The sequence below is a fragment of the Sphingobium sp. EP60837 genome (assembly GCF_001658005.1).
GTDB lineage: Bacteria > Pseudomonadota > Alphaproteobacteria > Sphingomonadales > Sphingomonadaceae > Sphingobium > Sphingobium tyrosinilyticum.
The window spans coordinates 1,699,722-1,713,344 of sequence record NZ_CP015986.1 but is presented as its reverse complement, the minus strand read 5'-3'; the positions used below and the strand labels follow the sequence as shown (position 1 = coordinate 1,713,344).

The 13,623-nt window shown below is 63.3% G+C and carries 16 protein-coding genes; 9 read left to right on the top strand and 7 right to left on the bottom strand.

The features are described from left to right. The first annotated feature begins 36 nt into the window (after nucleotides 1-36). The 9 genes from EP837_RS08385 to EP837_RS08345 all read left to right on the top strand — a co-directional run bounded on the left by EP837_RS08385 (nucleotide 37) and on the right by EP837_RS08345 (nucleotide 7,896). Nucleotides 37-1,290, top strand: a complete 1,254-nt coding sequence (locus EP837_RS08385; RefSeq protein WP_066526347.1) for a PVV-CTERM domain-containing choice-of-anchor G protein — start codon at nucleotides 37-39, stop codon at nucleotides 1,288-1,290. 159 nt (nucleotides 1,291-1,449) lie between these two features. Continuing rightward, on the top strand, nucleotides 1,450-2,298 hold the full coding sequence (locus EP837_RS08380; protein ID WP_066526345.1) for a sulfurtransferase: 849 nt from the start codon (nucleotides 1,450-1,452) through the stop codon (nucleotides 2,296-2,298). Beyond that, nucleotides 2,295-3,512: a cystathionine beta-lyase gene (gene metC / locus EP837_RS08375; RefSeq protein WP_156518433.1), complete on the top strand. Its 1,218-nt coding sequence runs from the start codon at nucleotides 2,295-2,297 to the stop codon at nucleotides 3,510-3,512. Before EP837_RS08380 ends, metC begins: the two co-directional genes overlap by 4 nt. A 200-nt stretch (nucleotides 3,513-3,712) precedes the next feature. Further along, the gene (locus EP837_RS08370) at nucleotides 3,713-4,453 is read left to right on the top strand and encodes a TorF family putative porin (protein WP_066526340.1); all 741 of its coding nucleotides are present in this window, start codon (nucleotides 3,713-3,715) and stop codon (nucleotides 4,451-4,453) included. A 110-nt stretch (nucleotides 4,454-4,563) separates the two neighbouring features. Further along, entirely contained in the window at nucleotides 4,564-5,076 is a 513-nt protein-coding gene (locus EP837_RS08365; protein WP_066526337.1) for a sterol desaturase family protein, read from the top strand. A gap of 4 nt (nucleotides 5,077-5,080) precedes the next feature. Continuing rightward, the gene (locus EP837_RS08360; RefSeq protein WP_066526336.1) at nucleotides 5,081-5,710 is read left to right on the top strand and encodes a nicotinate-nucleotide adenylyltransferase; all 630 of its coding nucleotides are present in this window, start codon (nucleotides 5,081-5,083) and stop codon (nucleotides 5,708-5,710) included. Nucleotides 5,711-5,722: 12 nt separating this feature from the next. Then, nucleotides 5,723-6,112, top strand: a complete 390-nt coding sequence (rsfS, locus tag EP837_RS08355; protein ID WP_037462830.1) for a ribosome silencing factor — start codon at nucleotides 5,723-5,725, stop codon at nucleotides 6,110-6,112. Between the two features lie 44 nt (nucleotides 6,113-6,156). After that, nucleotides 6,157-6,579: a 23S rRNA (pseudouridine(1915)-N(3))-methyltransferase RlmH gene (locus EP837_RS08350; protein WP_066526333.1), complete on the top strand. Its 423-nt coding sequence runs from the start codon at nucleotides 6,157-6,159 to the stop codon at nucleotides 6,577-6,579. 81 nt (nucleotides 6,580-6,660) lie between these two features. Further along, a complete protein-coding gene (locus EP837_RS08345; RefSeq protein WP_066526332.1) occupies nucleotides 6,661-7,896 on the top strand; it encodes a murein hydrolase activator EnvC family protein in 1,236 nt (411 codons plus the stop codon). 34 nt (nucleotides 7,897-7,930) lie between these two features. On the opposite strand, the gene EP837_RS08340 is transcribed toward EP837_RS08345, so the two are convergent. The 7 genes from EP837_RS08340 to EP837_RS08315 all read right to left on the bottom strand — a co-directional run bounded on the left by EP837_RS08340 (nucleotide 7,931) and on the right by EP837_RS08315 (nucleotide 13,585). Next, a complete protein-coding gene (locus tag EP837_RS08340) occupies nucleotides 7,931-8,800 on the bottom strand; it encodes a class I SAM-dependent methyltransferase (RefSeq protein WP_066526331.1) in 870 nt (289 codons plus the stop codon). After that, nucleotides 8,797-10,197, bottom strand: coding sequence for a threonine synthase (gene thrC / locus EP837_RS08335; RefSeq protein ID WP_066526329.1), 1,401 nt, complete (start codon nucleotides 10,195-10,197; stop codon nucleotides 8,797-8,799). The genes EP837_RS08340 and thrC overlap by 4 nt, the downstream gene beginning before the upstream one ends. 44 nt (nucleotides 10,198-10,241) lie before the next feature. After that, nucleotides 10,242-10,880, bottom strand: coding sequence for an SURF1 family protein (locus EP837_RS08330; protein WP_066526328.1), 639 nt, complete (start codon nucleotides 10,878-10,880; stop codon nucleotides 10,242-10,244). A 206-nt stretch (nucleotides 10,881-11,086) separates the two neighbouring features. After that, nucleotides 11,087-11,917 (bottom strand): cytochrome c oxidase subunit 3, encoded by an 831-nt coding sequence (locus tag EP837_RS08325; protein WP_066526326.1) that lies wholly within the window; start codon nucleotides 11,915-11,917, stop codon nucleotides 11,087-11,089. A 44-nt stretch (nucleotides 11,918-11,961) separates the two neighbouring features. After that, a complete protein-coding gene (locus EP837_RS08320) occupies nucleotides 11,962-12,537 on the bottom strand; it encodes a cytochrome c oxidase assembly protein (protein WP_066526323.1) in 576 nt (191 codons plus the stop codon). After that, nucleotides 12,537-12,668 carry a hypothetical protein gene (locus EP837_RS21860; protein WP_257784355.1) on the bottom strand — a complete coding sequence of 44 codons (132 nt, stop codon included), beginning with the start codon at nucleotides 12,666-12,668 and terminating at the stop codon, nucleotides 12,537-12,539. The genes EP837_RS08320 and EP837_RS21860 overlap by 1 nt, the downstream gene beginning before the upstream one ends. Then, the gene (locus EP837_RS08315) at nucleotides 12,665-13,585 is read right to left on the bottom strand and encodes a heme o synthase (RefSeq protein WP_066526321.1); all 921 of its coding nucleotides are present in this window, start codon (nucleotides 13,583-13,585) and stop codon (nucleotides 12,665-12,667) included. Before EP837_RS08315 ends, EP837_RS21860 begins: the two co-directional genes overlap by 4 nt. Nucleotides 13,586-13,623: the final 38 nt, after the last annotated feature.

Below are 13,623 nucleotides of genomic sequence, written 5' to 3'. Positions count from 1 at the left end.
TCCCGTTCAGCGGACCCATTGCCTTGGCTGCTCCCCATGGGGTTGCGTCCAGTCATCATCATTGCCGCCGTGCCGCTGCTGCTGGCCACGCCTTCCTTCGCTCAGGAGCAGGAGGGCGGCGAACCCGTCTTCAATCTGCCCCGCACCAATCAGCCGCCTGCCGACCCCAGCCGCCAGGGCCCCGAGCTTGACGTCTTCCGCGGCGCGCCTGTCACGCCGCCACCCGTAACGCCGCCTGCCACCGTTACGCCACCACCGCCGATCGTCGCACCGCCCGCACCGCAGCCGCAGACGCCCTCCCCGGCCGAGCGGCGTCCGGCTACCGTCGCGCCTCGCCCGGAACCCGCTGAGCCCGCAGCTCCAGCGGGAAGCAGCAGCCCGGCGCCTGCCCCGGCCGCACCGCAGTCAGCTCCCGCGTCCCCCACCGCCCCCCGCGCCGCCCCGCCGCCGATTGCCGCCCCGCCAGCCCCCAAAGCACGACCCAGCGCGTCCGCCGAATCCTCTTCCTGGCCTTGGATCGCGGGCGGCATGGCCCTGCTGGCCGCCCTCGCCGCATGGCTATTCTTCCGCCGCCGCCGGGACGACACGTTGGCGGAGGAAAGCCTTGTTGAGGAGCCTCTCGCCGAGCAGCCAGCCGTCACGCCGACCCCGCCGCGTCCCGCGCCGCCGGCTCGGCCACCCGCCCCGGCAGCCAAGCCGCAGCTCAAACCTGCAGCCCCGGTTCCCACGCCAGCAGCGCCTCCGGCAGCCGCCACTGCGGCAACCGATCGCCCCTGGCTCGACCTGTCGCTGGAAGTGCGCAACGCCCGCCTGTCGCTGATGGGCGCGACGATCGGCTACAGCCTCACGCTTCACAATCGCGGATCGCACGCGGCCGACGACATATTGATCCGCACCCTCATCGCTAATGCCGACACCCGTCAGCAGGCGATGCTGCAGCAATTTTTCGCCGGGGCCGCTGGCATGCCCGCCCATTCCGCCGTGTCGATCGCGCCGGGTGAAAGCCATTGCGTAACCGGCGAACTGCGCCTTCTGCCCGATCAGATCGCGCCGGTGCAGATGGGGGACCGCGCTCTGCTGATCCCGCTAGTGGCCTTCGACGCCCAATATCGCTGGGCCAATGACGCGAGCGCCGCCCCCACCGGCACCGGCCGCACCGGCCGCGCCTACATCGTCGGCCAGGAAAAAACCCCACCCGCTGACCGCCTTGCGCCTTTCCGCATGGACCAGGGCCCACGCCAGTTCCGTTCCCCCGGCAGCCGCGCAACCGCGCTTGAACTGGCGAGCTGACCCTTTTCCCTCGCCCCTTTAGGGTGTCATCGGAGGCATGCGACTCTGATCGAGGTGGCAGCCCCGCCTGACCGGGCTGACGGGAGAGGGGCCCGTAGCCCCTTCCCACCACCTCCGCCCGTCCCTAAAAAGCTGGAAACGGCACCGAAAAGAGGCGGCATGGACATTCTTATCTCCACCGATTGGCTCGCGGCAGAGCTGAGCAAAGGCGACCTCAAGATACTGGACGCTAGCCTCTTTCTCCCCGGCACTCCGCGTGACCCGCGCGCCGAGTTCGAGGCCGCTCATATCCCCGGCTCCGCCTATCTCGACCTGCCCACCCTCGCCGACGCCGACGATCCGCGCCCCGGCATGCTCCCCAGCGACGCCTTCATGCAGGAACGCTGCCGCGCGCTAGGCATCGATACGAACAGCCGCATCATCCTCTATGACAACAGCCCGACCCACAGCGCCGCGCGCGCATGGTGGATGATGCGCCTGTATGGCGTAGGCGCGGCCGCAGCCATACTCGACGGCGGCCTCCCCAAATGGGTCGCAGAAGGACGGCCGACCGAAACCGGCTGGCCCGTCATCCCGCGCGGCAACGCCCTCGCTCGCCGTGCAGAAGGGCAGGTGCGCACGAAGGACGACCTGATCGCCAATCTCGACGACCAAGCCGCCCAGGTCATCGACGCACGCGGCGCGGCCCGCTTCACCGGCGAAGAAAAGGAACCGCGTCCCGGCATGGCCTCGGGCCATATACCCGGTTCGCGCAATATTCCCTCGGCAAGCCTCTTCAACGCCGACAACAGCATGAAGACGGGCGAGCAACTGCGGCGGCTCTTCCTTGATGCCGGCACGGATTTCTCGCGCCCGATCGTCACGACCTGCGGCAGCGGCGTCACCGCCGCGATCCTGCTCGCGGGGCTTGAGCTGCTCGGCAAAACGGACGTCACCCTCTATGACGGCAGCTGGTCCGAATGGGGCCTCGATCCTGCCACGCCCAAGGCGACGGGGGCCGCGGCATGACCAAGGACCGCGACGACCGCAAGCCCCTCACCCGGCTGGCGCAGGCCGGTCGCAAGCCTGAATGGACCGGCATGCCGGGGCAGCCCGGCGGCATCGTCAATCCGCCGGTCTGGCGCGCCTCGACCATTCTCTATGACGATGTCGCGCATCTGCGCCGCGCCGCCAGCAGCAGCACGCATGAGCGCCTCTTCTACGGCCGCAAGGGCACGCCGACCGCCTGGAGCCTGGCCGACGCGCTCACCGAAATGGAGCCGGGCGCGGAAGGCACGATGCTCTTCCCCTCCGGCGTCGCCGCGATCGCCTGCGCACTGCTGTCGGTACTGAAACCCGGCGACCATCTCCTCATGGTCGACAGCGCCTATGACCCGACCCGCAACTTCTGCCAGCAAATGCTAAAAAGTTACGGTATCGAAACGACTTATTATGACCCGCTCGCCGAAATCGCTTCAATTCGCGGTTTAATTCATGAAAATACCCGAGCCATCTTCCTCGAAAGCCCCGGCAGCCTGACTTTCGAGGTCCAGGACATCCCCACCATCACCGCCCTTGCAAAGGAGCAGGGGATCGCCACTTTGCTCGATAATACCTGGGCCACACCCTATTTCTTCCCCGCCATGGTCCACGGCATCGACATCTCGATCCTCGCCTGCACCAAATATATTGTCGGCCACAGCGACGTCATGCTCGGCTCGGTCACCGCGACCCCAGATCTCTTTCCTAAGATCCGCCAGACCGCCTATCTCCTCGGCCAAATGGTCAGCCCGGACGACGCCTGGCTCGCCTCTCGCGGCCTTCGCACACTCGGGGTCCGCCTGAATCACCATCAGGAAAGCGCGCTCCAGATCGCCCACTGGCTCGCCGCCCAACCCGACGTCGCCCGCGTCCTCCACCCCGCGCTCCCCAGTTGCCCCGGCCACGAACATTGGCAACGCGATTTCTCCGGCTCCAGCGGACTCTTCAGCTTCGTGCTCAAGGGCGGCGACGAAAAATCACGTGCCGCCCTGATCGACGGCCTCGCCCATTTCGGGATCGGCTACAGTTGGGGCGGCTTTGAAAGTCTCGCCCTGCCGGTTGATCCTGCCCGTTACCGCACCGCCACAAGCTGGCAGGCGGAAGGCCCTGTGGTCCGCCTGCAGATCGGTCTTGAAGATCCGGCTGACCTCATTGCCGACCTCGACGCTGGCCTCCTCCGCTTCCGAAAAATGCGGGGGTAAGAGGCCGCTCTGCTCATTGTTGCAGTCTAGCAACATTTCAGCATCAAAAAATAAATTTGAGCAATAATTTCTTGTGCGGCGCGGCAACGGGCGGCATGCCCTGCTTTGTTCAGAACACCCGGTCCGGCCCTTGATGGGAAAAGAGACTTCGGGATCCTGACGCAGGTGGGACTGTCGCAGACATCACCAAGGGGAATCCAATGCGTAAGTCCATTCTCGGCCTCTCGGCCGTCGCTCTCGCTGCTCTTTCCGTTCCGGCATTTGCCCAGGAAGAGCCCACTCCGGCGCTCACTGTGACCGGCAACGCCGCTGTCGTGACCGACTACCGTTTCCGTGGCATCTCACAGACCGACAAGCGCTTCGCGCTGCAGGGCGGCATCACCGTCACCCATGAGTCAGGTTTCTATGTTTCGACCTGGGGTTCGTCGATCGATGATTATGTCGCAGCTGGCAGCGACCAGGAACTCGACCTGATTGCGGGCTATTCGACGACCTTTGGCGCAGCCACCGTCGATGTCGGCGTCCTCTATTACTACTATCCGGGTTCGGGCGGCGCGAACACCGACTTCGTCGAACCCTACGCTTCGATCAAGGGCACCTTCGGCCCGGCCACCGCAAAGCTCAGCGCAGCCTATGCGCCTAAAGCAAAGGCGCTGTCGATCGGCGGCGGCAAGGAAGACAATCTCTACGTGGCAGGCGACCTGTCGGCCAGCGTTCCTAACACCCCCATCGGCGTATCGGCGCATCTCGGCCATAGCTTTGGCCCGAGCTATCTGACGATCGGTGACGAATATACCGACTGGAGCGTCGGCGCGACTTACACTTGGAGCCACCTGACCTTCGGGGTCAGCTATGTGGACACCAACAAGTCGCTCTACAGCCCGAGCGGCCGCAACATCAGCAAGGCCGGCGTGGTGGGTTCGATCACCGCTTCCTTCTGATTTCATCCGGATAATGAAGAGGAGGGCCGCGATCCGCAGGGTCGCGGCCTTTTTCATGTAAGCGGCATTACGGGTCGCGCGCTTCCATCTACGCCCCTATATAGAGCGCCATGTCGGCCCTCTTGCCATTCCTGATCTTCGCCGCCACGGTCGCTGCAATGGAGGGCTTCGCCTATGTCATGCACCGCTGGGTCATGCACGGCCCGGGATGGTTCCTGCATGCGAGCCATCACCGCGTCCGCACCGGCTTGTGGGAAGCGAACGATCTTTATTTCGTGATCTTTGCAATGCCTTCCATCCTGCTGCTGCTGGGCGGCGTGCAATGGAACTGGGGCGTCTGGGCGACTGCTTGCGGAGCGGGCATCGCCGCTTATGGCCTCATCTACCTCGGCTTTCATGACATTCTGGTCCACCGCCGGATCGGGCATCGCCATGTGCCCCGCACGCGTTATATAAAGCGGATTGTTCAGGCACACCGGCTGCACCATGCGGTCGAAACGCGGGAAGGCTGTGTCAGTTTCGGTTTCCTGATCGCCCCGACGCCCGAAGAGCTGAAACGCCAATTGGCACGCGGCGGCCGCGGCGGGTTGCGCGCGGCCAAAGGGTTAGTGGAAACTGACTAGAAGCATGGCGCGCATTGGCCTTTTGGGCGGCTCCTTCAACCCGGCCCATGGCGGCCATCGCGCGATTTCGCTGTTCGCGGCGGAGGCTCTGCGGCTTGACGAGGTCTGGTGGCTGGTGTCCCCAGGAAACCCACTCAAGCCGCGCAAGGGCATGGCTCCGCTCACCGCAAGGCTTCGCCACGCGCGGAACATGGCTCGCCGCGGGCCGATTCGCGCCACTGCGATCGAACAGACGCTGGGGACCCGCTATACGATTGACACGGTCAGGGCGATCACCCGCCGCTTTCCTCGGAACCGCTTCATATGGCTGATGGGCGGCGACAATCTGGCGCAGTTCGGCCAGTGGAAAGATTGGCGCGGCATTGCGCGGCATATGCCCATTGCCGTAATCGCCCGTCCCGGTTATGATGGTGCTGCCCGTGGCTCTGGGGCCATGGCCTGGCTGCGGCGTTTCGTCCGGCCCGCGCGCCAGAGTGCAGACTGGACGGATTGGAGACCGCCGGCGCTTGTGCTTTTGCGCTTTCGCCCTGATCCAAGATCGGCGACCCTGCTACGGCAGGCGAAACCCCTCTGGCATCGCGAATATGAACTTGCACGCGTGCGCGATCCGCTCACGCGCCGGTTGATTGTCTAGAATGGAGCATTTTTGACCAGACCACATCCCGCCAACGACACGGCCCAAAGTGCCGACAGCGTTGCCGCCCTGCACGACCTTGTCCTAAAGTCGCTCGACGACGACCAGGCGCAGGAAACCATCTCCATCCCGCTTGAAGGCAAAAGCAGCATTGCCGACCATATGGTGATCGCCAGCGGGCGTTCATCGCGTCAGGTCGCGTCAATGGCGCAGAAGCTGGCCGAACGCATCAAGCAGGCCACCGGCCGCTCTGCGCGCGTCGAAGGCTTGCCGGTCGCTGACTGGGTGCTGATCGATGCGGGCGACGTGATCGTGCACCTGTTCCGCCCCGAAGTGCGCAGCTTCTACAATCTTGAGCGCATGTGGGGCTTTGTCGATGCGCCGGTAGCTGGCACCGCCTGAAGCGGTCTTCGACAAGCGGGCGCTGACAGGTTAGGGGCACAGCCATGCTCCTCCATATCATCGCGCGCGGGAAGATTGGACGGTCGGCCGAAGCCGAGTTGGTCGATCGCTATATGAAGCGGCTGACGATGCCGCACAGGATTACCGAACTGCCCGATCGCGGCGGAAAGCTGCCGGCCGCGCAGCCGGGCACCATCACCGTCATGCTCGATGAAAAGGGCAAGCAGCTGAGCTCCATGGAGTTTGCCCGACGTCTGGAGGGATGGCGAGACGCGGGCACGCGCGAATGCCGCTTCCTGATCGGCGCGGCCGACGGCTTTGATGATGCCGACAGGGCGAATGCCAACCTGCTGATCGCGTTCGGCGCCATGACCTGGCCGCATATGATGGCGCGCGCGATGCTCTCCGAACAACTCTGGCGCGCCTGTTCGATCCTGACGGGCCACCCCTATCATCGTGAAGGCTGATGCGCTCATTGCTCGACAGCTACCCGGATTTCCGGATAATCAGCTTTGGTGGGCTCTGAACATGGCCGACGGGGGGCAAGGGTGAAACGGTCGGCGATTGGCGCAGTGGGCATCGGCATTGTAGCGCTCATCGCCGCCGCGCGCCTGGCCGCCATGCCCGCGCCCGGCCTCATCCTTGGCGGCACAGGCGAGACCAGCCTTCAACACGAACAAGCTGCGCTCAAGGCAGCCCGTATTCAGTCCGAACAGGCACGGGAGCGATCGGAACGGCTGGAGCAGCAGGCCAGCGCCGCCCGAGATGAGGCTGATCAAGCGCGCCGCCGCGCCGCCGCCATGGCTGCTCGCATCCAGCAGGCCGAGGCTGACATCCAGGCTGCTCAGGCACGCATCGCGATCATCGCCCGCATGCAGCGCGCCCAAGCCGCGCGACTTGCAGCAAAGCAGGAACCTGTCGTGCGCCTGACCGCGGCCCTTCAGATGATGGCGCGCCGTCCATTGGCGCTGGCGCTGGTGCAGCCCGGATCGGTTAGCGATGCGGTGCACATGCGCGCCGTTCTGGGTCAGATCCTTCCCGTCATCCAAGATCGCACAGCGGGTTTGCGCGCCGAACTGGAACGTAGCCGGGCGCTGCGCGAAACCGCCGAACAAGCTGCCGGATCCTTAGCGCAGAGCCAAGCTGATCTGCGGGATCGCCAGTTGGCCCTTCAGACACTCGAAACCCGAAAAAGGCTGGCGGCAAAGGATTATCGCTCCAACGCCAGTCTGGAGAGCGATCGTGCTTTGGCGCTTGGCGAACGGGCACGCGACATCGTCGATCTGATGGATCGGCTTCAGGCGGCCGGCGATCTGCGTGACGAACTGGCGGCACTACCGGGCCCCCTCCTCCGTCCCGCTCGCCCTGACCTCACGGCTGCGCCAGCCCCGACGCTGAGACGCCAATCGGGCGGCCCGCCGCCTTATCGGCTGCCAGTCATGGGCCAACTCGTTACCGGGATGGGTGAATTGTCAGAAAGCGGGGTGCGATCGCGCGGTCTCACCATCGTGACCCAGGCTGGTGCGCTGGCTGTCGCACCCACAGCGGGGCGAGTGGTCTTCGCCGGGCCTTATCGTGGTTACGGACAGATTATGATCCTCGATCATGGTGGCGGCTGGACGACGCTGATCACCGGGTTGCTCCGCCTGTCCGCGTCGGTGGGTGATAATGTGCGCCAGGGCGATCCGCTGGGCAGCGCCGGCCCCGGACGGCCGAGCATCACCATCGAACTGCGGCGTAATGGGCGGCCCGTCGATATCGTTCCGCTGGTAGGATTGGGCTGAGGGGTTAGCTATGCTGGACCGCCGCAGCTAACGCTCAGCGCCGCCAACGCGCCCAGATCGCCGTAGGTAATGCTAAGCTACGCGCTTCCTCCCGCACGGCCAACTCGCCCGCCTCTACATCACCGGGGAGGTCGGCGAAGACTTGTCTCAGCAGTTCCCCGATTGCGAGCGCAGACATGCGCACCGCATAGACCGTGAGGAACAGGAAGCGGCTGTCTGCATCGAGCAGTTGACGGCAATTGGCGATAAGGCCTGGCAGATCTTCTTCAAGCCGCCAGACCTCGCCATCTGGCCCACGGCCATATTTTGGGGGGTCGAGCAATATGCCGTCATAACGTCGCCCTCGCCGCACTTCCCGCGCGACAAATTTTGCCGCATCATCGACGATCCAGCGGACAGGCCGATCCTCCAATCCCGAAGCAGCGGCATTGGCTCTCGCCTGGGCCACCGACTTCTTGGACGCATCGACATGGACCATCTGTGCACCCGCAGCCGCCATCGCCAGCGTGCCGACGCCAGTATAGCCGAACAGGTTCATGATGTGAGGCTGCTCGACCCCTTCGACCTGCTCGCGCATCCAGCTCCAGACCGGGGCCATATCCGGGAAAAAGCCCAAGTGGCGAAAGGGTGTGCAACTTGCTTCGAAAGTGACTTCGTTCCAGGACAGAGGCCAGCCTTCTGAAGGCACCGGTCGCGCATGCACCCAGCGGCCGCCACCTTCTTCGTCCGAACCGGGAACAAACTCCCCGTCTGCCTTCCAATCGGCACTTGCAGGCGCCCACATCGCCTGTGGCTCCGGCCGGATGAAACGAAAGCGGCCGTAGCGTTCGAGCTTGCGTCCATGCCCCGAGTCGATCAGGCCATAATCAGCCCAAGGCTCGCCGATGAGAGTATGGAGCTTCATGCCCTTGGCGTAGCGCGCTCCGCGACATAGGCGGTTATCGCATCGAAGGAGGCAGGCAGCTTGGCATAAGCCTCTTCGCGCGCAAACAGGTCGCCCATGCGTGCAGGCAGAGGCGGACGGATACCAGTGGCGCGCTCGACCGCGTCACGGAACTTGGCCGGATGGGCGGTCGCCAATGTAACGATCGGAACGCTCGAATCGATTTCCAGCTCGCGTGCTGCGGCGAGGCCGACTGCGGTGTGAGGATCGATCACCTGGCCAGAACCGTCAAAAGCCCAACGGATCGCCATGTTCATGGCGTCACCATCCACGCGGGCCGAGGTCAAGAGCTTGGCCGCACCCGCGCGCTGCGCATTTGTGAGGCGCATCGCACGGCTCGCTTCAAACCCCTTCATCTGTTCCGCCAGCGCAGTGCCATCCCGCCCGCCTGCATCGAAAAGCAGCCGCTCGAAATTGGAGCTGATCTGAATGTCCATGCTAGGCGTCGCCGTCTGCACGACCTGCCCCTGGCTGTAGTCGCCATCAGCCAGCGCGCGATGCAGAATATCGTTCACGTTGGTTGCGACCATCAGCTTGGCGACTGGCAAGCCCATCTGAGCGGCCACATAGCCGGCGAATATATCACCGAAGTTGCCGGTGGGGACCGAGAAGGCCACCGGTCGGTCGGGTGCGCCCAGACGAACCGCGGCATAGAAATAATAGACGACCTGTGCCATCAGCCGGGCCCAATTGATGCTGTTCACCGCCGACAGGTTGAAGCGCTTGGAAAATGCGGCGTCGTTGAACATCGCCTTCACCAAGGATTGGGCGTCGTCAAAGCTGCCCTCGATCGCGATATTATGGACGTTGGGTGCACGCACCGTCGTCATCTGCCGCCGTTGAACGTCGGAAACCCGGCCTTCGGGATGCAGCATGAAGATATCGATCTTATCACGCCCCGCCACGGCATCGATCGCCGCCGATCCTGTATCGCCCGAGGTCGCACCGACGATCGTCAGATGATCATCCCGCCGCGACAGGAAACGCTCGAACAACTGGCCGAGCAGTTGCAGGGCCACGTCCTTGAACGCCAGCGTCGGGCCGTGAAACAGCTCCAGCAGCCAATGCTGGTGATCCAGTTGCGCCAACGGCGTCACCGCTTGGTGGCTGAAGCGACCATAGGCCGTAGTGCACAGATCCCGCAGTTCATCCTCGCTGAGCGATCCGGCGACAAAGGGGGCCATGACCCGCACCGCGGTCTCGACATAGGGGAGACCCGCGAGGGCTCTGATCTCGGCCTCCGGAAAACGCGGCCAGCTTTCAGGGATGTACAGCCCGCCGTCGGACGCCAGCCCTGCCAACGTCACATCTTCGAAACCCAGCGCGGGGGCGCTTCCTCTGGTGCTCACATATTGCATGATGGGAAAGCGCGGTAGCGGTGCGAAGCCCGCGGAGCAAGTTTTTACGACGATGCGCCGGGAGGCGTCCGCCTATTCAGCGCCAGCACGTAAATGAACGCGGCGACAGCGGCGAAGAAAAACCACTGAACCGCGTAGGCGAGATGGTTGTTCGGCACATCCTCGACACTCGGCGGAGCGACAGACTTCAGCCCTTCGGGAGCCCGCTCCGCAATCAGCATAGGCCGTAAGGGAAGCACATTGCCGCCAAGCCGCGAAAGAAGGGCCCGGTGATCCGGCTCCTCGGAGATCCAGCCCCTTATCTGACCGCCTTTCCAACGGGGTGCCAGGTCCGGTTGCTTGGCGACGCCCAACGCTACGAGCGCCCCGGGGCCTTCCGCGCCGGTCGAGCATTGAGCGATATAGCGATAGCCGACCGATCCATCGGCCGCGCGGCCAGCCTCCGTCTGCCATCCGACCACATCGAGGCAATGAAGAGACGAACGGCGGAACAGCATTTCGGCCGGCACGGGCGGCATGGCTGGAAAGCTGATTGGCGGTTTGGCGGGATTGGCCGCGGCCAGCGCGAGCATGGCCTCCTTTCCGCCACGCCTTTGTAGCTGCCACACACCTAGGCCGATCATGACGAGAATGGCGGCGGCGACTACTAAGGTGGCCAAAAGCGGAAAGCGTACATTCTTCATCGCCGCTGCTCCGTTGAGATCACGCCCACAGTCGGCGACGGCGGGAGCGTCTGACTAATATCAGTCGATACTCGAAAGGAAACGCTGGAAAAGAATGGGCGCAGCGTAGGTTCGGACAGCAGCATCCTCACAGCCATAATTATCCTAGCGGCAAAAGGAAACGGCCGGGACAAGCCCGGCCGTTCACTGTTCAGACGTATCAGCGCTCAGCCGCCATGCATCGGAGCGCCCCAGCCACCCCACACGTAAATCGCGACGAAGAGGAACAGCCAGACGACGTCAACGAAATGCCAGTACCAGGCAGCGGCTTCGAAGCCGAAATGCTGGCGCGGAGTGAAGTGGCCCTTATAGACGCGGACCAGATTGACGATCAGGAAGATCGTACCGATCAGAACGTGAAAGCCGTGGAAGCCCGTCGCCATATAGAAGGCCGAGCTATAGGGGCTGCCACCGAACGGGAACGGCGCATGCGCATATTCATAGGCCTGGATCGACGAGAAGAGCAGACCCAGGATCACCGTCAGCCACAGGCCGGTCTTGAGGCTCTCCCGATCGCCATGAATCAGTGCATGATGCGCCCAAGTAACGGTGGTGCCCGAGCAGAGCAGGATCAACGTGTTGAGCAAGGGCAATTCAAACGCGTTCATCACCTCGATGCCCTTGGAGGGGAACATCCCTTCAATCGGCGCAAGTTGGCTCGGGAACAGCGAGAAGTCGAAGAAGGACCAGAACCAGCCCACGAAGAACATGACTTCAGAGGCGATGAAGAGGATCATGCCATAGCGCAGGTGCAATTGGACTACGGGCGTGTGATCGCCAGCATGCGCCTCTGCAATTACGTTGGCCCACCAGCTGTACATCGTAAACAGAACGCCGGCGACGCCGATCAGGAATACCCAACCGCCGCCCGCAGGCATGGCGTCGGGATGCAGCCACATGATCGCGCCAGAGGCCATCACCAGCGCCGACATGGATCCGAAAAGCGGCCAGATGCTGGGCGGTAGAATATGATAATCGTGCTGCTTGGCGCCTGCCATGACGTACTCTTCCCTGTTCGCGGTTCGCGTTATCGTGGATTGCCTTAGCTTGGCTTTTTATCCTGCTCAACAGGATAGAAGGTGTAGCTAAGCGTAATTTGCTGAGTATCCCGGTTGTCGGGATCCGCCAGAATCTTTGGATCGACATAATAGATCACCGGCATCCGCACCTCTTGGCCCGGCTGCAGCGTCTGCTGCGTGAAGCAGAAACATTGGATCTTGGTAAAGTAGGCTCCCGCCTGCGTTGGCGTAACGTTGAAGCTGGCGGTTCCCGTAACCGGCTTGTCGGACATATTCTTGGCAATGAAAATCGCCATGTCCCGCGCACCGACTGTCACCGTGTCCGTCCGATGCTCCGGATAAAATTGCCAGGGCATGCCCGGTTGAACATTCGAATCGAACCGTATTGACAGGCTGTGGCCCACGGCTGGCTGGATCTTCAGATCCCCTGATGCGCGCTGCGTCGTACCCCCGAAACCCGTACGCTCACAAAAGATGCGATAAAGCGGGACCGACGCGAAACCCAGCCCGAGCATCGCGAAGCCGACGCCCGCCATCGCCACAAGCGTCCGCCGATTACGACGATCCCGGTCGAAAGGCGAAGGCGGCAAGCTGGCCATCAATGGCCTCCGCCGATCTTGGCGATGGTGATGGCGTAGAAAAGAATGACCAGCGCGCCGAGCAACAACCCCGTCACGATCGCGCGTGACTTCTGCCTGCTGCGCACCTGCTTTTCCTCCTCGGGTGTCATGCCAGCACCCACCGATCAACCACCACCGCTCCAAAGAGAAGGAAGAGGTATAGGATCGAATATTTGAACAAGCGCCGCTCCGGCCCCATGCGGCTTGAGTCGCTTTCCCTCCGCCGAAAAACCTGGAATGCGAAGACGACGAACAGCCCGGTGCCCAGTAGCGCGACAACGCCATAGATCAGCCCCGTCAGGCGCAGCAGAACGGGTGCCATCGCCGCCACAGCCATGATCGCGGTGTAGAACCAAATCTGCCGCCGCGTCGCGACTTCGCCAGATACGACCGGCAGCATCGGTATGTTGGCTGCAGCATAATCGGTCTTCACAAACAGCGCGAGCGCCCAAAAATGAGGCGGCGTCCAAAAGAAGGTCAGCATGAACAGTGCGACGGGCAGAGCGCCAATGTCACCTGTAACAGCGGCCCAGCCGATCACTGGAGGAAATGCTCCGGCAGCTCCGCCGATCACGATATTCTGCGTCGTTCGCGGCTTCAGCCAGATCGTATAGACGAACACGTAAAAGAGGATGGACACCGCCAAAACAGCCGCAGCGAGCCAATTGGTCGCCACGCCCATCAACAAAACCGAGAAAAAGGATAGGCCCACGCCAAAGTGGAGGGCCGACTGCCGATCCATGCGGCCGGCCGGCAGCGGCCGGTTCGCCGTTCGCTTCATCTTCGCATCGATATCGGCTTCATACCATTGGTTGAGCGTCGCAGCAGCGCCGGCTCCCAGCGCAATGCAGAGGATGGCGGTGAAGGCCAGAACCGGATGAATGTGAGCCGGGGCCGCGAGCAGACCGCACAGGCCGGTGAAGACAACAAGCGTCATCACCCGCGGCTTGGTCAGGGCGATAAAATCCCGCCAATGCGCGATAACTGTGGAAGACGAGCTTCCAGCCATGAACGGCGAACTTGCCATATGCTCCTCATGCGGCAGCCCGGCGCCATCAAAGACGC

Bases quoted from the DNA above. Each gene is read 5' to 3' on its own strand.
- EP837_RS08385 (WP_066526347.1), top strand. From the start codon at position 37: ATGGGGTTGCGTCCAGTCATCATCATTGCCGCCGTGCCGCTGCTGCTG.
- EP837_RS08380 (WP_066526345.1), top strand. From the start codon at position 1,450: ATGGACATTCTTATCTCCACCGATTGGCTCGCGGCAGAGCTGAGCAAA.
- metC (WP_156518433.1), top strand. From the start codon at position 2,295: ATGACCAAGGACCGCGACGACCGCAAGCCCCTCACCCGGCTGGCGCAG.
- EP837_RS08370 (WP_066526340.1), top strand. From the start codon at position 3,713: ATGCGTAAGTCCATTCTCGGCCTCTCGGCCGTCGCTCTCGCTGCTCTT.
- EP837_RS08365 (WP_066526337.1), top strand. From the start codon at position 4,564: ATGTCGGCCCTCTTGCCATTCCTGATCTTCGCCGCCACGGTCGCTGCA.
- EP837_RS08360 (WP_066526336.1), top strand. From the start codon at position 5,081: ATGGCGCGCATTGGCCTTTTGGGCGGCTCCTTCAACCCGGCCCATGGC.
- EP837_RS08350 (WP_066526333.1), top strand. From the start codon at position 6,157: ATGCTCCTCCATATCATCGCGCGCGGGAAGATTGGACGGTCGGCCGAA.
- EP837_RS08340 (WP_066526331.1), bottom strand. From the start codon at position 8,800: ATGAAGCTCCATACTCTCATCGGCGAGCCTTGGGCTGATTATGGCCTG.
- thrC (WP_066526329.1), bottom strand. From the start codon at position 10,197: ATGCAATATGTGAGCACCAGAGGAAGCGCCCCCGCGCTGGGTTTCGAA.
- EP837_RS08330 (WP_066526328.1), bottom strand. From the start codon at position 10,880: ATGAAGAATGTACGCTTTCCGCTTTTGGCCACCTTAGTAGTCGCCGCC.
- EP837_RS08325 (WP_066526326.1), bottom strand. From the start codon at position 11,917: ATGGCAGGCGCCAAGCAGCACGATTATCATATTCTACCGCCCAGCATC.
- EP837_RS08320 (WP_066526323.1), bottom strand. From the start codon at position 12,537: ATGGCCAGCTTGCCGCCTTCGCCTTTCGACCGGGATCGTCGTAATCGG.
- EP837_RS21860 (WP_257784355.1), bottom strand. From the start codon at position 12,668: ATGACACCCGAGGAGGAAAAGCAGGTGCGCAGCAGGCAGAAGTCACGC.
- EP837_RS08315 (WP_066526321.1), bottom strand. From the start codon at position 13,585: ATGGCAAGTTCGCCGTTCATGGCTGGAAGCTCGTCTTCCACAGTTATC.